Below are 18,233 nucleotides of genomic sequence, written 5' to 3' on the forward strand. Positions count from 1 at the left end.
CCGACTCGTTCACCGACCCCGCAGGGCGTCCGGCAGCTCCCGGGCAGTCTGCTTCGTCCGGGGCAGCACCGCACGAGCCCGCTTCAGCTGGGTCCGGGCGTTGATGAAGAGACCACCGGCCGCGGCAGCCCAGAGGACCGCGACGATCAGCGCCGCCCATCCCTGGTCCATCGTGTTGGACAGCCCCCACCAGAGGGCGTACGACACGAAGAGCACCGCCAAGAACCCGGCCAGCGCGGCACCGCCGAACATGCCGCCGGCCTTGCCCGCCTGGCTGACCTCCTCGCGCAACTCGGCCTTGGCCAGCTCGACCTCCTTGCGCACCAGGGTGGACATGTCCCGGGTCACATCGCCGATCAGCTCGCCGACCGAGGCCTGGGTCCGTTCCTTCTCCGGGGCGCTCACGGTGCCACCCCGCCGGGCAGGTCACGTGCCGGTTCACCGGCGGGCGCGAGGTTCTGTGCCCGCGCCGTCCCCACGTACGGCTGCTGACCGGCGTCCGCCGGTGCGCCCTGCGCAGGTGACGGAGCACCGGCGTTGCCACCCTGGCCGTTGCCCGAGGCCGGCGAGGTCAGGCCACGGGTGAGCCGCCCGACCAGCAGCCCGGCCACCGCCGCGCCCGCGAGGAACGTCGCCGGATGGCGCCGCGCGTACGTGCGGACCTCGTCGAGCACCTCGCCCGGTTCACGCTCGTCGAGCCAGCCGGCGGCCTGCTGGGCGGCGTCGGCCGCCTTGCGTACCACGTGACCGGCCATCCCGGAATCGCCGTCCCGCTCGGCCATCGAACTGAGGTTCTGACCCAGGTCGCGCAGGCCCGAAGCGGCCCGCCGCTGCTGCGTCTGCGCCTGCTCCCGAAGCTGCCCAGTCGCCTCACCCGTCAACTGCTGGGCCTGTCGCCGCGCCTCTGCGGCCACCTGACCGCCCTGCTCAGCGGCGGTGTGGGCGACCTGACCCCCGACCTGCGCAGCCTGCTGGCCGACCCGCGAGGCCTCCTGTCGGGCCTGCTGTCCTTTGCCGCTCTGGTTCGTTGCCGTCATACCCCGCTCCTTCCCTGAGCCCGAGGTCGCACGCGACCCCGGAACGCCCCCCGCCTACCCGCCTGGTCAGCCACCATGCGGCGACGCCCGACGCGCCCGACGCCCCACTGCGGCGATCTTGCACTTCGTGTTCCGACAAAGACGTGCAGAAGCCGCGAACGGCGACAGGAAGTGCAAGATCGCGGGGCGTTTCGCTCAGCGGCGGTGGTTAGGGGCGCGGGGCGGGGGTGTTGCGCTCAGCGGCGGCGGTTGCGGGCGCGGGACGAGCGCAAACGGCGGAGTCGGCTGATCAGCACGGGGTCGGCGGCGAGTGCGGCCGGATTGTCCAGCAAACCGTTGAGTAGCTGGTAGTAACGGGTCGACGAGATCCCGAAGGTGTCCCGGACGGCCTGCTCCTTGGCACCGGCGTGCCGCCACCACTGCTGCTCGAAGGCGAGGATGGCCCGCTCCCGTTCGGTCAGCCCCGCCGCGGGATCAGCGGGCTGCGCCGACTCGTCCGCCGGCGACTCCGACTCGTCGGCGGTCTCGATCGGCGGCGCCGGTCGAGGATTCGGGACGGTCGGCCCGGCGGCGCCCGCGACCTCACCCGGACGAGCGTCGATGGACGGCTCGGGAGCGGCCGGGGTGGTGTCGGCGGACATGTCGCTCAGCCTAGCCAGCGGCGACCAGGGACGCAGCAAGCGGCGCGGCCGGTCCGCACCGCCGGGAACCCCGACGGCCGGGTCGGCCGCGCCGCGTCGCTTCGGTCAGGTCAGGAGATGTCGCGGCGGCGCATCGCCCAGAGCGCCGCCCCGAGGATCACCACCACCCCGACCGAGAGCAGAACGGAGGACTGCTGCCAGGTGATGTCCATCGTGGCCGGCTTGCACTCCCCGTAGTAGGTCGCGTTGCAGGAGTTCCAGTCCTGCAGGGTGACCGTCTTCGTCATCCAGGCCAGCGCGTACGTGGGCAGCAGCCATGCCTCGGCGAACCGCACGCCCGCCATGGACAGCAGGATGCCCAGGCCGAACTGGCCGACCACCATCACCGCCACCACGCCACCGAGGGCCATCGCGGTGTGCCGACCCAGCGAGGCGAGGGCGAAGCCGATGGTGGTGAGCACCAACACCAGCACCACGCCGCGTACGCCGGTCAGGATGAACGACTGCCAGACCCCCGAGGTCATTTTCTCGGTGCTGCCGCGGAAGGTGGCGACCGCCCAGAACCCGGCAAACCACAGCACCGCGGCGGGAAGCGTCACCGCCAGGATGCCGGTGAGCAGCGCGGCCAGCTTGGTGAGCAGTACGGTGAGCCGTTTCGGCCGCCAGAGCAACAGGTTCATCATGCCGCCGGTGCTCCACTCGGCGCCGACGAAGGACGCGCCGATGACGAACCCGACCAGGGCGAGGATCGCCGCGAACGGGATCAGCGTTTCGGCGAACGTTTCCTTGAAGTCGAACGTCGAGGGCAGGAACCAACTCGCCTCGATCTGTTCCCGGGGCGGGGCCGTGATCACCGAGCAGTCGTCCGGGTAGCGGCCGTCGGTCGCCGTGCCGGCCGTCTTGGCCTGCTCACAGGCGGCGCGCTCCTGCTCGCTCCAGCGCAGCTGCTCCTGGTACTGCTGGTCGGCCTGACGCTCGGCCTGGGCGAGCTGGCCGGCGTCGATCTTCTGGTTGGTGAAGAACACCCCGACCAGCACCGCGGCCAGCACCAGCAGGCCGAGCAGCGACATGTAGCGGGTGAAACGCCGCTTGCTGAGCCGGCGCAGCTCGGTACGAAAGAGGCTCACGCGCCCCACCCTCCTGCGGCGGGACCGGGCTGACCCGTCCCGCCGACCTTCATGGACTCGTCGACCTGCCGGTGCTGACCGGGTACCGGCGCGGTGGCGGTCAGTTCGAGGAAGACGCTCTCCAGATCGACGGCGATCGGCGCCAACTCACTGACGTAGAGGTTCTTCTCGGCGAGCAGCCGGGTCACCGACGCCGGCTTGTCGACGCCGGCCAGCATCAGGTGGTCCGGGTGACCGGTGACCCGGATTCCCGCCTCGGTGAGCGCCTCGGTGGCCACCGGCAGGTCACTGACCGCCTCCAGCCGGATCCGGACCGCACCGGACGAGTGCTGCGCGAGCACCTCGTCGACCGGGCCGAACGCGACCCGCCGGCCCAGCGAGATGATGGTGACCGAGTCGCAGATCAGCTGGATCTCACCGAGGATGTGGCTGGACAGCACCACTGTCATCCCGGACTCGGCGAGGGTGCGCATCAGGGTGCGCATCTCGCGGATGCCGCCCGGGTCGAGGCCGTTGGCCGGCTCGTCGAGGATGAGCAGCTGCGGGTTCTTCAGCAGGGCCGAGGCCACGGCGAGCCGCTGCTTCATGCCCAACGAGTACGTCTTGACCCGTTCGCCGGACCGGTCGCGTAGCCCGACGAGTTCCAACACCTCGTCGACCCGGGTGGCCGGCACCTCGCCCGCCCCGGCGAGCAGGGACAGCGTGTCCCGGGCCGTGAAGTGCGGGAAGAACTGCGGGCTCTCCACGATCGCGCCGACGCGGCCGGCGACCGTGGGTAGCGCGTCGGGGACCTCGTGCCCGAGCAGCGCCATCCGGCCGCCGTCGGGCCGGATCAGGCCGAGCAGGGTACGCAGCGTGGTGGTCTTGCCGGACCCGTTGGGACCCAGGAAGCCGTGCACCTGCCCCGCGTCGACCCGCATGTCGAAGCCGTCGAGCGCGTTGCGGGTGCCGCGTCGACGACTCTTGTACGTCTTACGTAGACCTTCGATCTCCAGGACAGCTGGCAAGCTGCACCTCCCCGATGGGTGGGCGTGACAGGCGACACCATACGCGGTATGCAGAAGCGCGCAATACCCGGTATGCATCGACGCGCCGATCAGGTTAATTCATCGACGGAGCGTGACCGATCAGGCGCAGATGACCTGCACGCCGGCAGCGCGGAACGCGTCCACCACCTCCGGCGCGGCGCCGGAGTCGGTCACCAGCGTCTCCACCCGCTCCACCGGGCAGATCCGGGCGAAGGCGTGACCCCCCAACTTGGAGGAGTCCGCGATGATCACCACGCGCTTGGCGCGGGCCACCATCAGGTTGTTCATCGCCGCCTCCCCCTCGTGGTGGGCGGCCGCGCCGAGCTGCGGGTCGATCGCGTCCACCCCGAGCAGGGCGACGTCCAGGGTGACCTCGCGCAGCAGCGCCCCGCCCAGCGGGCCGACCAGCTCGAACGACTTCGGGCGCACCACGCCGCCGGCCACCACGACCTTCATCCGGGATCGGACCAGCAGCTCGTTGGCGATGTTCAGCGCGTTGGTCACCACGGTGAGCTGGGCACCCTCGGCGCTGGTGTTCAGATCCGGTCGGACGGCCAGCGCCCGCGCCACCTCGGTGCTGGTGGTGCCGCCGTTCAGGCCGACCACGGTGCCCGGCGTGACGAGCGCGGCGGCCGCCGCCCCGATCCGCTGCTTCTCGGCCGAGTGCTTGGCCGTCTTGTAGCGCAGTGGCAGGTCGTACGACACGCCGTTGGCGACCGCGCCGCCCCGGGTCCTCGTGATCATCTGCTGCTGCGCGAGCTGGTCGAAGTCACGCCGGATGGTGGCCTGGGAGACATCCAGCCGCTCGGCTGCCGCCTCGACGCTGACCCGGCCGTTGTCGGTCAGCATTTCGAGCAGGGCGTTCCATCTGGCGTACCGGTCCACTGCGGGGGCCCTCCCAGCAACTGCACGGACGGTGATTGATTGCGTGCACACTAGTGCGCGAAACTAGGCTTGCGCAAAAGACTGACCTGCGCGATCGACCGGTCGGTTGCCATGGTCACCCGCGTTCGCGCAGAATAACGCGCGAAATGCGGGTCTAACGAGCCGTATTGCGCATCGATCAGCCCTGCGAGGAGTTTCCCATGGCGTACGTGGACGCGGAGATCGCGAGCCAACCCGACTGCTGGCGGGAGGCGGCCGGGCTGGCCGAGGTCGTACGCGGTGACCTGCCGCGCCCCGGTGAGCGGGTCGCCGTCATCGGTTGCGGCACGTCGTGGTTCATGGCGATGGCGTACGCGGCCCGCCGCGAGCAGGCCGGCCAGGGTGAGACGGACGCGTTCCAGGCGTCCGAGTTCCCCGCCGGCCGCCGCTACGACCGGCTGATCGCGATCACCCGGTCCGGCACCACCACGGAGGTGCTGGAACTGCTCGCCGCGCTGCGCGGACGGACACCCACCACCGTCATCGTCGGTGACCCCACGTCCCCGGCGGTCGAGCTGGCCACCGCCACCGTGGCCATGCCCTTCGCCGACGAACGGTCGGTGGTGCAGACCCGCTTCGCGACCACCGCGTTGGCCCTGCTCCGGGCCCAGCTGGGCGACCCGGTGACGGCGCTCGCCGCCGACGCTGAGGTGGCGGTGCGATCCCCGCTGCCGATCGACCCGGCCACCATCGAGCAGGTCACCTTCCTCGGTCGGGGATGGACGATCGGGCTGGCCCAGGAAGCGGCGCTGAAGTGCCGCGAGGCGGCCACCTTCTGGGCCGAGGCGTACCCGGCGATGGACTACCGGCACGGGCCCATCTCGGTCGCCGCGCCGGGCCGGCTGGTCTGGGCGTTCGGTGAGCTGCCCGACGGGCTGCCCGAGGATGTGGCCGCCACCGGCGCGGCCTTCGTGCACAGCCGCACGCACGGTTGGCGCACGGTGCTGGGCAGCTGGTCCGCCGGCCGTACCCCGGTCGACCCGATGGCCGACCTGATCCTGGCCCAACGCTTCGCGGTCGCGCTGGCGACCAGCCGGGGCCTCGACCCGGACGCGCCCCGCCACCTGACCCGGTCCGTGGTGTTGGCGTGAGCGCGAGGAGTGAGCCGGGGTTGCGAGCCCCGCAGTCGCGAACCGAGCTGGCACCGTGAGCGCGAGGAGTGAGCCGGGGTTGCGAGCCCCGCAGTCGCGAACCGAGCTGGCACCGTGAGCGCGAGGAGTGAGCCGGGGTTGCGAGCCCCGCAGTCGCGAACCGAGCTGGCACCGTGAGCGCGAGGAGTGAGCCGGGGTTGCGAGCCCCGCAGTCGCGAACCGAGCTGGCACCGTGAGCGACGGTGGGGGCACGGACTCCGTGGTCGTTGCGCTGGACGTCGGCGGCACCGGCATGAAGTGCGCCCTGGTCCGACCGGACGGCGTCGTGGTTCGCACCGAGCGCCACCCCACCGACGCCGCACGCGGCCCGGCCGCCGTGGTCGGCACCATCCTGGACGTGGCCGGCGGGCTCGCCGACAAGGCCCGCGCCGACGGGCTCACCCCGATCGCGGTCGGCATCGCCGTGCCCGGGGTGGTGGACGAGGCGCGCGGAGTCGCGGTCTGGTCGGCGAACGTGGGCTTTCGGGACGTACCCCTGCGGGACCTGACGGTGCAGCGGCTCGGCCTGCCGACGGCGCTCGGCCACGACGTGCGTGTCGGTGGTCTCGCCGAGGCTCGGCTCGGCGCCGGACGCGGCGCCGGGCACGTGCTGTTCGTGGCGATCGGCACCGGCATCGCCGCCGCGCACGTCGTCGACGGCACGGCCGCCGTGGGCGCCCACGGCGCCGCCGGGGAGATCGGCCACATCCTGGTCCGGCCCGACGGTCCGCGCTGCGGCTGCGGCCGCCCCGGCTGCCTGGAGGCGGTGGCATCGGCCGCCGCGATCGGCCGCCGCTACGCCGAACTCGCCGGCGAGACCGCCGACACCCCGGTGACCGCGGCTGAGGTGGCCGAACGGGCCGCGGCCGGCGAACCGCTCGCCCATCGGGTCTGGCAGGAGGCGGTCGAGGCGCTCGCCGACGGCCTCGCCAGCGGGCAGGCGTTGTTCGACGTGGCGACGATCGTGCTCGGCGGCGGCCTGGCCCAGGCCGGGGACCGGCTGCTGACTCCGCTGCGGGCGGCGCTGCACGAACGAATGACCTTCCACCGGGAGCCGCAGCTGGTCGCGGCAGCCCTTGGCGACGAGGCCGGTTGCCTCGGTGCCGCCCTGCTCGCCTTGGACACCATGGGTGTCCGTGACCATCAGGAGAAGCGATGACCGTACGGGTGAACGGCCGAGTGGTGACCCCGACCGGAGTCGTCCGACAGGGCTGCGTCGAGTGGGACGGGGATCGGATCACCGCAGTGGCCGAGTATCCGTCGGTACGCGACGGGCACTGGATCCTGCCCGGCTTCGTCGACATGCACACGCACGGCGGTGGCGGGCACACCTTCACCACCGGGGAGGCCGACGAGGCCCGCAAGGCGGCCGACTTCCACCTCTCGCACGGCACCACCACGCTGCTGGCCAGCCTGGTCAGCGCGCCCTTTCCGTTGATGCGTACGGCCACCGAGGCGTTCGCCCCGTTGGTCGACGAGGGCGTGTTGGCGGGGGTCCACTTCGAGGGGCCGTACCTGTCGGCCGCCCGCTGCGGCGCGCAGAACCCGGAGTACCTGCGCGACCCGTCGACCGAGGAGCTGACCGAGCTGATCGAGCTGGGCCGGGGCGCGATCCGGATGGTCACCCTCGCCCCGGAGCGCGACGGCGCGCTGGAGGCGATCAAGCTGCTCACCGCGCGGCGAGTGGTCGCGGCGGTGGGCCACACCGACGCCACGTACGAGCAGACCCGCGCCGCGGTCGCCGCCGGCGCCAGTGTCGGCACCCACCTGTTCAACGGGATGCGGCCGGTGCACCACCGCGAGCCGGGGCCGGTGGTGGCTCTGCTCGACGCGCCCACCGTGATCTGCGAGCTGGTCGCCGACGGGGTGCACCTGCACGAGGGCACGCTGACCTTCGCCACGTCGACCGCCGGCCCGGACCGCGCCGCGCTGATCACCGACGCGATGGCCGCCGCCGGAATGCCGGACGGCGAGTACGAGCTGGGCGGCCAGGCCGTCACCGTCGCCGACGGGGTGGCCCGACTCGCCCGCGACGGCGCGATCGCCGGCAGCACGCTGACCATGGACGCCGCGCTGCGGCACGCCGTGAACGCCGGAATCCCGATCGCCGACGCCGCACGGATGGTGGCCACCACCCCGGCGCGGGCCATCGGTCTGGGCGACCGGGTCGGCTCCCTCCAGGTTGGTCTCCGCGCCGATCTGGTGGTGCTCGACGACGACCTCAACGTGGTGCGGGTGCTGCGCGGAGGCTCCTGGGTGGAGTGACGTCCAACGCCGCGCGGAGGCCCAGCTCAGCCGATGGCGGGGACTTCCACGCCGAGGACGGCCTGCTCGTCGGGGCGGTGCACCAGCACGTCGGCCAGGTACGACTGGACCGCGTGGCGCATCCCGACGTCCCGGCCGGCCTGCTCGGAGAGCAACCACTTGTGCTCGATGATCTGGGCGAACAGCTCCTGCGGCTCCAGCTTGCGGCGCAGGTGCGCGGGCACGGCCCGGACCACCGGCTCGAAGACCTCGGTGAGCCAGCGGTGGGCGGCCTGCTGCTCGTCGATCAGGTCGCTCTCCGCGCGGTAGGCGTCCAGGTCGTTGAGCAGCTTGCGGGCCTGGTTCTCCTCGGCGTCCAGCCCGGTCAGCCGCAGCAGCCGCCGGGTGTGGTAGCCGGCGTCGACGACCTTCGGCCGAACCAGGAAACGCCCGCCGTCGATGGAGGACATGGCCACCTCGGCGACGTCGAAGCCCAACTCGTTGAGGCGGCGGATCCGGCCCTCGATGTCGTGCCGGGCCTCCCGCTCGATCGCCTGCTCATAGGTGATCTCGTGCCAGAGCCGCTCGTAACGCTGCACGACCTCCTCGCAGACCACCTCCGGGTCGATGGACTCGTGCAGCAGGCCGGCGGCCTGCAGGTCCAACGCCTCACCGAAGATGTTCACCCGGGCGATCTCCAGGTCCTCGCCACGCTGACCGTTGGAGAGCGAGTTGTGCAGGGCGCCCGTCTCCGCGTCGACCAGGTAGGCGGCGAAGGCGCCCGCGTCCCGCCGGAACAGCGTGTTCGACAGCGAGCAGTCACCCCAGAAGAAGCCGGTCAGGTGCATCCGCACGATCAGGGCGGCGAGCGCGTCCAGCAGCCGGCTCATCGTCTCCGGCCGGAGGGTGTGCGAGAAGAGCGCCCGGTACGGCAGCGAGAACTGCAGGTGCCGGGTGATCAGCACCGATTCGAGCGGTTCCCCGTCCTCGGTCTGCCGGTCGGCGACCACCGCCACCGCCTCGACGGAGGGAAAGTCGATCCGCTCTAGGGCGCGGAGCAGGTCGTACTCGCGCTCGGCGATCCGCTCGCGGGTCTCCTTGAACGCATACACGTAGTCGCCCAACCGGACGAACCGGACGATGTGCCGGGAGATGCCCTGCGGCAGCGCGACCAGGTGTTGGGCAGGCCACTCCTCCAGCGGTGTCGACCAGGGCAGGTCGAGCAGCGCCGGGTCCACGAGGGCAGACGTGATCCGCACGGGCACAAGCATGACTGGTCGCCCCCCGCATCCGCCTCTGATCGTGGTTGGGCCCACAGCGCCGCACACCCCGGCCTCGCGTCGGGCCGGTAGCGTGGTCGCGTGCTCAAACCCACAGCGGTACGACGTGACCTGCGGCTACGGCCCGTTCGCCCGGCCGGCTGGTGGTTCGACGCGCTCCTGCTGGTCGGTTTGGTCGGGTTGACGGTGGCGCTCGCCGCCGACCAGCTCTTCGGGTTGGACCGCGCGGTCGCCGACTGGGCCGACGGGCACCGACCGGCCGCCGCGTACTGGGTGGCCCGGGTGCTGAATTTCCTCGGCCAGGGCACCCCGCTGACCTTGATCGCCGTCGGGTTGGGCGTGCTGCTGGCCGTCCGGCTGCGGTCGGTGCGGCCGATCCTGCCGCCGGTGGTCGCGTTCGTGCTGACCCTTCTGACGATCGGTCCGCTCAAGGTCTGGATCGCGCGGGCGGCGCCGAGCGCCAGCGTCAAGGAGCCCTTCCTGCCCCCCGAGCAGACCCTGCCGCTGTTCCACGACGACCTGCCGGTGCGGTTCGCCCAGTCCTACCCGTCGGGGCACGTCGCCAACGCCATCGTCTGGTACGGGGTCATCGCACTGCTGCTCGCCCCACTGGCCCGCAGCTTCGGCCGCCACCTACCGGCCCGACTCGTCACCGTGATCCGCATCGTGCCGCCGCTGGTCGTCCTCACCACCACCACCTACCTGGGCTGGCACTGGTTGACCGACTCGGTGGCCGGGCTGCTGCTGGGCCTGCTCCTGGACCGGTTGCTGCACCGGGCGCCCTGGGACGGCGTGCCGCTCCCCGGCCGGCTACGCGGGTGGGACCGGCCGTTCACCTCGTACCCCTAGGGTTTCGGATCGTGGATCAACTGGCACGGCGGCTGGGCGTACCCGATGCGGTTGTCATCGGGTTGGGCTCGATGCTCGGCGCGGGCGTCTTCGTGGTCTTCGGCCCGGCCGTGGCGGCGGCCGGCGGCGCCGGCCTGCTGCCCGCGCTGGTGCTGGCCGGCTTCGTCGCCTTCTGCAACGCGATCAGCTCGGCGCGGCTGGCGGCCCGTTACCCGGAGTCCGGCGGCACCTACGTCTACGGGCGGGAGCGCCTCGGGCCGTTCGCCGGGTTCCTGGCCGGCTGGGGCTTCGTGGTCGGCAAGACGGCGAGCTGCGCGGCGATGGCGTTGACCGTCGGGGCGTACCTTTGGCCGGGCCAGGCCCGGCTGGTCGCCGCCGGCGCGGTGCTCGCGGTGACCGCGGTGAACCTGCGCGGCATCGGCAAGACCGCCACCGTGACCAGGGCGTTGGTCGCCCTGGTGCTCGCGGTGCTGGTCCTCGTCACGGTCGTCGGGGTGGTCGGCGGGCCGGTGCACCTGGGCCGGCTCGGCGAACCCGGCGGCTCGGCGCGGGGCGTGCTCACCGCCGCCGGGTTGCTGTTCTTCGCCTTCGCCGGGTACGCCCGGATCGCCACGCTCGGCGAGGAGGTCCGCGACCCGCAGCGGACCATCCCGCGCGCGGTGCCGCTGGCGCTCGGGGCGGTGCTCGTGATCTACCTGGTGCTGGCCGTCGTCACCCTCGGCGTGCTCGGCGCCGACCGGCTGGCCGGTTCCGCCGCGCCCCTGGTCGACGTGGTGACCGCCGCCGGGCTGCCCGGCCTGGCGTGGGTGGTCCGTGCCGGTGCCACCATCGCGGTCGTCGGGGTGCTGCTGTCCCTGGTCGCCGGGGTCGGCCGGACCACCCTCGCCATGGCCCGCCGCCGTGACCTGCCCGGGGCGCTGGCCGCCGTGCACCCGGTGCACCAGGTGCCGCACCGCGCCGAACTGGCCGTCGCCGCCGTGGTGATCGTGGTGGTGCTGCTCGGCGACGTCCGCGACGCGATCGGCTTCTCCAGCTGCACCGTGCTCGTCTACTACGCGATCACCAACGCGGCGGCGCTCACCCTGGGCCGGGACCCGGACCGGCGGTTGCCGGTCCGGGTGCTCGCCGGCCTGGGGTTGACCGGCTGTCTGCTCTTGGCGGTCAACCTGCCACTGGGCAGCGTTCTCGCCGGCTTCGGTGTGCTCGCCGTCGGTGCCGCCTTCTACGCTCTGCGGGCTCGTCGCTGACCCTGGCCGGCGGCCGGAGTCAGCGGCTGAGCCGCTGGTAGCGGCGCACGGCCAGCGGGGCGAACGTCGCGATCAGCAGCACCGGCCACAGCACCGCCAACAGCATCGCGTGCTCCGCCGGCCAGGAGTCGCCACCCAGACCCGGGTTGCCGAACAGTTCGCGGATCGCCGCGACGGTGGCCGACAACGGATTCCACTCCGAGATCGTCCCGACCACCGACGGCATCAGCTCGGGCGACACGAAGACATTGGAGATCGCGCTCAACGGGAAGGCCGCCGGAAAGACGATCACACCGACCGTGTCCGGGTTGCGGACCAGCAACGCCAGGTAAATCCCCACCCAGGTGATCGCGATTCGCAGCAGCAGGAGGAGCCCGACGGCGAGCAACGCCTTACCGACGCCCTGTCGCCACTGCCACCCGACGAGCAGCCCACACACCAGGAGTGTGGACATCTCCAGCAGGGCGCGCAGCAGGTCGGCGGCGCTGCGACCGGTCATCAGGGCGGACCGTGCCATCGGCATCGACCGGAACCGGTCGACCACGCCCCGGCTGAGGTCCAGCGCCACGCCGGTCGCGGTGGCCCCCAGCCCGTACAGCATCGTCATCACGAAGACCCCCGGCAGCAGGAACTCGCGGTAGCTGCCACCACCCGCTACCTGCATGCCGCTGCCGAACACGTACCCGAAGACCAGCACGAACATGATCGGCAGCGAGAAGTAGAGGATCAACTCCTCGGGCGCGCGGATCACGTGGGTCATGTTCCGCCTGGTCATCGTCCAACCGTCGGCGACAGCGGTGGTCATGCCACGTCCGCCTTTCGTCCAGCCCCGACGGGTTCGCGGGCTTCGTCCGGCCGGTGCCCAGTCAGGTGCAGAAACGCCTCGTCCAACGTCGCGCGCCGCAGGCCGATGTCCTCGACCGCGATTCCGGCGTCGTCCAGCGCGCGTACCACGTCGACCAGGCCAGCGACGCGATCGCGCACCGGCACGCTGAGCCGTCGGACCTCCAGGTCGAGTTCGGGCTCCGCACCGCAGATCGGCGCGACGAGGCGGGCAGCGCGGCTCAGCTCGGCCGCGTCGCGGACCACCACCTCGATCCGGTCGCCACCGGTCATCGCCTTCAGCTGGTCCGGCGAGCCCTCGGCCACCACCAGGCCGGCGTCGATCACCGAGATCCGGTCGGCGAGCTGATCGGCCTCCTCCAGGTACTGCGTGGTGAGCAGCACCGTGGTCCCGTCCGCCACGAGACCACGGACCAGGTCCCACACCTGGTTGCGACTGCGCGGGTCCAGGCCGGTCGTCGGCTCGTCCAGGAAGAGCACCCGCGGCGTACGGATCAGGCTGGCGGCGAGGTCCAGTCGGCGACGCATCCCACCCGAGTACTCACCGGCGGACCGACTCGCCGCCTCGTCGAGCCCGAACCGTTCCAACAGTTCACCGGCGCGTCGACGAGCCTCCCGTCGGCCGAGCCGGAACAGCCGGCCGAACATCTCCAGGTTCTGCCGGCCGCTGAGGATCTCGTCGACCGCGGCGTACTGCCCGGTCAGCCCGATCCGGGCGCGCACCTCATCCGGCTGGCGCAGCACGTCGTACCCGGCCACGGTGGCCCGTCCCGTGTCGAAGCGCAGCAGCGTGGTGAGGATTCGTACCGCCGTCGTCTTGCCCGCGCCGTTCGGCCCCAGCAGTCCGTGGACCGTACCGGTCGGCACGGTCAGGTCGAACGTGTCGAGCGCGCGGGTCGGGCCGTACCGCTTGCCCAGCCCCTCGGCGACCACCTCGAATGTCGTCATGCCCCCAGGGTGCGGTCGGGCGCTGACGGATCACGCACCGTCCGCTGACGGCGGCGTACCAGCCTTCTCCGCCTCGGTGATCTCCTTCAGGACGAGAATGATCTCCGCGCGGGCGGCCTCGCCGACGTACCAGCCGGTGAGGCCGCCGGTCAGCGCCTCCTCGCAGAACCGCCTCGCCGCGGTCAGGTCCCCGCGCATTCGGGCCACCTGGGCGAGGCCGAGCCGGGCGCTGGTCACGAACTCGGGCGCGCCGCTGCGCTGCGCGAGGAGCAGCGCACCGGCGAAGTCGTCGTGCGCCGCGGCGAGGTCACCGGCGCGCAGCCTTATCTCCCCCCGGGTACGCAGCATGTCGGCCTGGTCGACGGCCGACCCGAGGGCCTCGACCAATCCCATGGCCTCATCCATGTGGGCGCCCGCCGTCTCCGGATCGCCCTGCCAGGCGGCCAGTTCGCCGAGGGCACCGAGCGTGATCATGCTGCCCCACCGGTCCCCGGTGCTGCGGAAGCCGTCGAGCGCGGTGGTCAGCGCGGCCCTGGCCCGGTCCCAATGGCCGCTCCACATCAGCGCCGAGCCGCTGCCCATCGCGCCGAGCGCGTTGATCCACTCGTCCGGGCCGACCAGCCGCCGCAGCTCCCCCATCAGCTCGTCGACATCCTCGGCACCGCCGGACGGCGGCCCGGTCGAGATCCCCGACAGGTACAGCAGGAACGGCTGTCGCGGTGGCCGGTCGAGACTGCGGATCACGGACGACTGCGACCCGACGGACGGCAGGTAGCCGGAGCCCGCGAGCGAGGCGTTGTAGACGCAGAGGGCGAACTCCTCGCTCAGCCCCGGTGGTGCCTCGGTGCCGAGCAGTTCGAGGACGTCCCCGGCCAGCCGCGCCCCTTCCCCGCGCATGCCGCGCAGCCACCAGTAGAACGACAGGGCCGCGACCATCCCGGCCGCGTCGGACGCGTCACCAGCGGCCGTGGCCCGGCGCAACGCCGCATGCAGGTTGTCCCGCTCCGCGTCGAGCCGTCGCAACCAGTGCAGCTGCTCCGCACCCCGCAGGTGGTCGCTGGCGGTCCAGGCGAACTCCAGGAAGTACGCGGTGTGCGCGCGGCGGAGCTGGTCGGCCTCACCGGCCTCGGCGAGACGCTCGGCGCAGAACGCCCGCACCGTTTCGAGCATCCGGTACCGGCCGCCGGTCATCTCCACGAAGGACTTGTCGACCAGACCGGTGAGCGCGTCGACGAACTCGGCGCTGGGCAGGCCGCAGACCCGCCCGGCCGCGTCCAGCGTGGCCCCACCGGCGAAGACGGTCAACCGTCGGGCCACCTCCCGTTCGGCGTCGTCGAGCAGATCCCAACTCCACCCGACCACCGCCCGGAGGGTGCGGTGCCGCGGCGACACGGCGCGGTTGCCCGTCGACAGCAACCGGAACCGATCGTCGAGACGGGCCGCCACCTCGGCGACGGACAGCGCCCGCAGTCGCGCGGCGGCCAACTCGATCGCCAACGGCAGGCCGTCCAGGCTGCGGCAGATCCGCAGCACCATCTCGACGTTGGCCGGCGTGACGGTGAAGTCGGGCGCGACGTCGACGGCCCGCTGGACGAAGAGGACCACCGCCGCGTACTCGTCGGCGTCCAGCGCGGACGCGCCGAGCGGTGGCAGGGTGAGCCCGGACAGCGGGCACAACGCCTCACCGGCCAGCCCGAGCGGCTCCCGGCTGGTGGCCAGGACGCGCAACGCCGGGCAGGCGCTCAACAACCGGGCCGCCAGCCGGGCCGCGTCGACGAGAACGTGCTCGCAGTTGTCGAGCACCAGCAGCAGTCGCCGCTCGGCGAGCGCCTCGACCAGCCGATCGGTGGTCTGCCAGCCCTGCTCGGCTGGGGCGCGCAGGCCCGCGTCGCGCAGGCCGAGGGCGCTCAACACCGCCTGCGGTACGTTCGAACCGTCAGCCAGCCCGGCCAGCTCGACGAAACGGACCTCCGCGTCGACCCGGCCAGCGGCCTCGATCGCCAGGCGCGTCTTGCCCGCACCCCCGGGGCCGGTGAGGGTGACCAGCCGGCGCTCGCCGAGCAGCTCGCCGACGCGCGTGAGCTCCTCCTCCCGCCCGACGAACGTGGTGAGCTGACTCGGCAGCGCCGGTTCGGCCGACCCGCGCTCCTCACCGCGCAGCACCGCGAGGTGGACTGCGGCCAACTCCGCCGACGGGTCGGCGCCCAACTGCGCGGCCAACGTGTGCCGGGCGTCCGCGAACTCGGCCAGCGCCTCCGCCGGCCGACCCAGTGCGGCCAGGGCGCGCATGAGCTGACCGCGGGCCCGCTCCCGCAACGGATGCGCGGCGACCAATTCCCGTAGCTCCGCGACCAGCGCGCCGTGCGCCCCCAACGCCAGATCCGCCTCGACCCGATCCTCGACGGCGGCCAGCCTCAGCTCGTCCAGCCGGGCCGCCCGCGGGGGCGCGCCGGCTGCGCCGATGGCATCGGCGAGAGCGGGACCACGCCACAGCCCCAACGCCTCGCGCAACACCGCTGCCGCCCGGGGCCAGTCGCCGTCGACGAGCGCGCGGCGTCCCGCCTCGGCCAGCCGCTCAAACCGGTACGCGTCGACGTCGTCGGGATCCACCGCCAGGCGGTAACCGGCCGGGTGGAACTCGACCGGGTCAAGCTCGGCGGGCAGGGCCTGGCGCAGCCGCGACACCTGGGACTGGAGGGCGTTGGCCGCCCCCCGGGGCGGGTGCTCCCCGTACAGGCCGTCGATCAACCGCTCGGCGGAGACCACCCGACCCGCGTCGAGGAGGAGGAGCGCCAGCAGGGCGCGCAGCCGCGGACCGCCCACGGGGACCTCTCGCCCGTCGGCCAGCACCACCTGGGTCGGCCCCAGGATGCGGAAACGCATGTCATGGATTGTCGCTCAGTGTGGGCCGTTTCCTGCTGCGCCGGGTGGCGTCAGCTCACCTCGTCGGTCCCGTCATACCGGTGGGTCAGCTCGAAGTCGTCCGGTGGGCCGCCATTGGTCGTCGAAGAGGCGCCCTCGTCGGGGGCAACGGGATGCGCCGCGCCGGGCGCGGACGCGGCGACCCCGGAATCCGTCGGGCCCGGCACCGAGGGGGACGCCGCCGCTGGGACGCGCACTCCGCCGTGGACCGCCCCGGCGGGGCGCGGGACCGGGACCGGGTGGGCGGGCGGGGCGCACTGCCGCGTCAGCCAGTCCAACCCACGCCGCCGGGCGACCACGGTCAGCCGGTCACCGGCGAAGATCACCTGCCGGGGGTCGAGGTCCTTCCACCAGATCGTCCTGGCACCACCGGCCGGGGTGCGCGCGATCAGCCGGACCTGCCCGTCCCGGTTGACCACGTCCAGCGGCCGGCCGTCCAGTTCGGAACCGGCGGCGACCGGCACCTCGGCGACCGGCAGCGCGTGCCGGTCGACCGGGATGGTGCTGATCACGGCGCGTTCGGTGAGCGCCCCGATGAAGGCCGGGGCGGCCAGGTAGGAGACCGATCGGGACACCCCGAGCGCGAAGGTCTCCTCCACCCGTTCGGCGAAGTCACCGTCGAAGAGCCGAAGCACCACCCGCAGGTCGGCACGGAGGTCGCGGGCAGCGAGCGCCGCCTCCAGGTTGGCCACATCGTCGGTGGACGCCACCACCAGCGCCTGGCAGTCGGCCACCGAGGCGGCGACCAGCGTCTCCGGCAGCGCCGCGTCGCCGACGATCAGCGGGACCTCCAGTTGGCGGGCCAGAGCCGCGCCACGCGGCTCCGGGTCCTTGTCGATCGCCACCACCTCGACGTCGTACTCGCGCAGCTGCGCCATCACCCGCGTGCCGACGTTGCCCAGGCCGATCACCACCACGTGCCCGACCCGCGCGGGTTGCAACCGACCGGTGTGCAGGGCCAGCCGGGCATTGACGATGCCGTCCACCACGACGGCGGTGATCAGGGGGATCAGCGCCAACCCGGCCAGGTTGAGCACCACCTGCATGATCTGCGCGTCCGCCGCCTTGGTGGTGTCCGGGTCGGCGCCGCTGAGGGTGGTGACCAGCGTCAGGTACAGCGCCTCCAGCGGAGAGACGTCCTCGGCCCGGGAGATCAGCGCCCCCAGCACCGCGATCAGCGCGAGCACCGCCATCACCGCGATGCCGATCTTGCGGGTGGCGAAGCCGCGTACCGCCCCCATCACCACCGCGACCGGGCGGCGTCGCCGACGCGCGCGGACCAGCCGGCGGGCGGCGACCTCGGTGCCCGGTGGCTGGCCGGTCGCCTCGGCGAGCACCAGGTCGGCGCCGGCCTGCTCGGCCGGCAGCAGCTCCACCCCCTGCGTCTCGCTGAGGTGTGCCAGCGCGCAGACCACGTCCTGCGGTCGGACGTCGGCCCGCCGGGCCACCCGCAGCGTCTTGTCCCGATGTTGGAAGGAACTGGGGTCGACCTCGTTGAGGGCGGCGGCCACGAAGGCCGGCGCGGCCATCTCGGCGTCGGAGAGCACCTCGACCGGGGCCTTGAGCAGCTTGCGCACGCCGTCGGCGAGGGTGCCGTTGAACATCCGCAGCACCTGACGGACCCGCTGGTCGACAGCCTGGGCGCAGAGCGCGGCGTGCAGGTTGCCCACGTCGTCCTGGTGCAGCAGGGCCAGCCCGGTCGCGCCGGCCAGGCCGGCGGCCTCGAAGGTGGCCACGTCCAGCCGGTCCGAGCGGACCACCCGGACCCCGCGCAGCCCGGCTACGTCCGGCCCGTTGCTGCGGTAACGCTCGGGCACCACGACGGTCACCCGGGCCCCACCCGCCGGCAGGTCGGATTCGAGCATCGCCCGGGCCACGTAGTAGGCGAGCGCGTCCTTCCCGCAGATCACGTAGTGCGGGCGCGGGTCACCGACGGATCGCAGCCGCCAGTTCCACTCGACCGCCCGTCGCGCCCGGTCCCGCCACGGCTCCGCCATGCCCGGATCGTAATCA

16 protein-coding genes are annotated in these 18,233 nt (G+C 72.7%); 5 read left to right on the forward strand and 11 right to left on the reverse strand.

Annotation, left to right across the window (positions count from 1 at the left end; genetic code table 11):
• Positions 1–9: 9 nt before the first annotated feature.
• The 6 genes from AC5L30_RS12940 to AC5L30_RS12965 all read right to left on the reverse strand — a co-directional run bounded on the left by AC5L30_RS12940 (position 10) and on the right by AC5L30_RS12965 (position 4,718).
• A complete protein-coding gene (locus tag AC5L30_RS12940) occupies positions 10–405 on the reverse strand; it encodes a phage holin family protein (protein ID WP_494867387.1) in 396 nt (131 codons plus the stop codon).
• Positions 402–1,037 carry a hypothetical protein gene (locus tag AC5L30_RS12945; protein ID WP_494867389.1) on the reverse strand — a complete coding sequence of 212 codons (636 nt, stop codon included), beginning with the start codon at positions 1,035–1,037 and terminating at the stop codon, positions 402–404. Before AC5L30_RS12945 ends, AC5L30_RS12940 begins: the two co-directional genes overlap by 4 nt.
• A gap of 236 nt (positions 1,038–1,273) precedes the next feature.
• Positions 1,274–1,678, reverse strand: coding sequence for a DUF3263 domain-containing protein (locus tag AC5L30_RS12950; RefSeq protein WP_494867391.1), 405 nt, complete (start codon positions 1,676–1,678; stop codon positions 1,274–1,276).
• A 110-nt stretch (positions 1,679–1,788) separates the two neighbouring features.
• The gene (locus AC5L30_RS12955) at positions 1,789–2,805 is read right to left on the reverse strand and encodes an ABC transporter permease subunit (RefSeq protein WP_494867393.1); all 1,017 of its coding nucleotides are present in this window, start codon (positions 2,803–2,805) and stop codon (positions 1,789–1,791) included.
• Complete coding sequence (locus AC5L30_RS12960) at positions 2,802–3,812, reverse strand: ATP-binding cassette domain-containing protein (RefSeq protein WP_494867395.1); 1,011 nt, start codon at positions 3,810–3,812, stop codon at positions 2,802–2,804. Before AC5L30_RS12960 ends, AC5L30_RS12955 begins: the two co-directional genes overlap by 4 nt.
• Before the next feature lie 120 nt (positions 3,813–3,932).
• A complete protein-coding gene (locus AC5L30_RS12965; RefSeq protein ID WP_091403015.1) occupies positions 3,933–4,718 on the reverse strand; it encodes a DeoR/GlpR family DNA-binding transcription regulator in 786 nt (261 codons plus the stop codon).
• A gap of 200 nt (positions 4,719–4,918) precedes the next feature.
• Here AC5L30_RS12965 and AC5L30_RS12970 point away from each other — a divergent pair, with 200 nt between their 5' ends.
• From AC5L30_RS12970 to nagA, 3 genes are all read left to right on the forward strand, one after another.
• A complete protein-coding gene (locus tag AC5L30_RS12970) occupies positions 4,919–5,848 on the forward strand; it encodes an SIS domain-containing protein (RefSeq protein ID WP_494867398.1) in 930 nt (309 codons plus the stop codon).
• A gap of 232 nt (positions 5,849–6,080) precedes the next feature.
• Entirely contained in the window at positions 6,081–7,046 is a 966-nt protein-coding gene (locus AC5L30_RS12975; protein WP_494867399.1) for an ROK family protein, read from the forward strand.
• The gene (gene nagA, locus AC5L30_RS12980) at positions 7,043–8,152 is read left to right on the forward strand and encodes an N-acetylglucosamine-6-phosphate deacetylase (RefSeq protein WP_494867400.1); all 1,110 of its coding nucleotides are present in this window, start codon (positions 7,043–7,045) and stop codon (positions 8,150–8,152) included. The genes AC5L30_RS12975 and nagA overlap by 4 nt, the downstream gene beginning before the upstream one ends.
• Before the next feature lie 26 nt (positions 8,153–8,178).
• Here nagA and AC5L30_RS12985 read toward each other — a convergent pair whose 3' ends face one another.
• A complete protein-coding gene (locus tag AC5L30_RS12985) occupies positions 8,179–9,390 on the reverse strand; it encodes a DUF4032 domain-containing protein (protein ID WP_494867401.1) in 1,212 nt (403 codons plus the stop codon).
• A 132-nt stretch (positions 9,391–9,522) separates the two neighbouring features.
• Here AC5L30_RS12985 and AC5L30_RS12990 point away from each other — a divergent pair, with 132 nt between their 5' ends.
• On the forward strand, positions 9,523–10,260 hold the full coding sequence (locus tag AC5L30_RS12990; protein WP_494867670.1) for a phosphatase PAP2 family protein: 738 nt from the start codon (positions 9,523–9,525) through the stop codon (positions 10,258–10,260).
• Between the two features lie 11 nt (positions 10,261–10,271).
• Entirely contained in the window at positions 10,272–11,507 is a 1,236-nt protein-coding gene (locus tag AC5L30_RS12995; RefSeq protein ID WP_494867403.1) for an APC family permease, read from the forward strand.
• A gap of 19 nt (positions 11,508–11,526) precedes the next feature.
• Here the strand turns inward: AC5L30_RS12995 and AC5L30_RS13000 are convergent, their stop codons facing one another.
• The 4 genes from AC5L30_RS13000 to AC5L30_RS13015 are packed head-to-tail and all read right to left on the reverse strand — an operon-like array spanning position 11,527 to position 18,217.
• The gene (locus AC5L30_RS13000; RefSeq protein WP_494867404.1) at positions 11,527–12,312 is read right to left on the reverse strand and encodes an ABC transporter permease; all 786 of its coding nucleotides are present in this window, start codon (positions 12,310–12,312) and stop codon (positions 11,527–11,529) included.
• Positions 12,309–13,298: an ATP-binding cassette domain-containing protein gene (locus AC5L30_RS13005; protein ID WP_494867405.1), complete on the reverse strand. Its 990-nt coding sequence runs from the start codon at positions 13,296–13,298 to the stop codon at positions 12,309–12,311. Before AC5L30_RS13005 ends, AC5L30_RS13000 begins: the two co-directional genes overlap by 4 nt.
• Before the next feature lie 30 nt (positions 13,299–13,328).
• Positions 13,329–16,181, reverse strand: a complete 2,853-nt coding sequence (locus AC5L30_RS13010; protein WP_494867406.1) for an AfsR/SARP family transcriptional regulator — start codon at positions 16,179–16,181, stop codon at positions 13,329–13,331.
• A gap of 50 nt (positions 16,182–16,231) precedes the next feature.
• Positions 16,232–18,217: a potassium channel family protein gene (locus AC5L30_RS13015; protein ID WP_494867407.1), complete on the reverse strand. Its 1,986-nt coding sequence runs from the start codon at positions 18,215–18,217 to the stop codon at positions 16,232–16,234.
• Between the last annotated feature and the right edge of the window lie 16 nt (positions 18,218–18,233).

It is taken from the genome of Micromonospora sp. BQ32 (assembly GCF_059358895.1).

Bases quoted from the DNA above. Each gene is read 5' to 3' on its own strand.
- AC5L30_RS13005 (WP_494867405.1), bottom strand. From the start codon at position 13,298: ATGACGACATTCGAGGTGGTCGCCGAGGGGCTGGGCAAGCGGTACGGC.
- AC5L30_RS12970 (WP_494867398.1), top strand. From the start codon at position 4,919: ATGGCGTACGTGGACGCGGAGATCGCGAGCCAACCCGACTGCTGGCGG.
- AC5L30_RS13000 (WP_494867404.1), bottom strand. From the start codon at position 12,312: ATGACCACCGCTGTCGCCGACGGTTGGACGATGACCAGGCGGAACATG.
- AC5L30_RS12945 (WP_494867389.1), bottom strand. From the start codon at position 1,037: ATGACGGCAACGAACCAGAGCGGCAAAGGACAGCAGGCCCGACAGGAG.
- nagA (WP_494867400.1), top strand. From the start codon at position 7,043: ATGACCGTACGGGTGAACGGCCGAGTGGTGACCCCGACCGGAGTCGTC.
- AC5L30_RS12950 (WP_494867391.1), bottom strand. From the start codon at position 1,678: ATGTCCGCCGACACCACCCCGGCCGCTCCCGAGCCGTCCATCGACGCT.
- AC5L30_RS13010 (WP_494867406.1), bottom strand. From the start codon at position 16,181: ATGCGTTTCCGCATCCTGGGGCCGACCCAGGTGGTGCTGGCCGACGGG.
- AC5L30_RS13015 (WP_494867407.1), bottom strand. From the start codon at position 18,217: ATGGCGGAGCCGTGGCGGGACCGGGCGCGACGGGCGGTCGAGTGGAAC.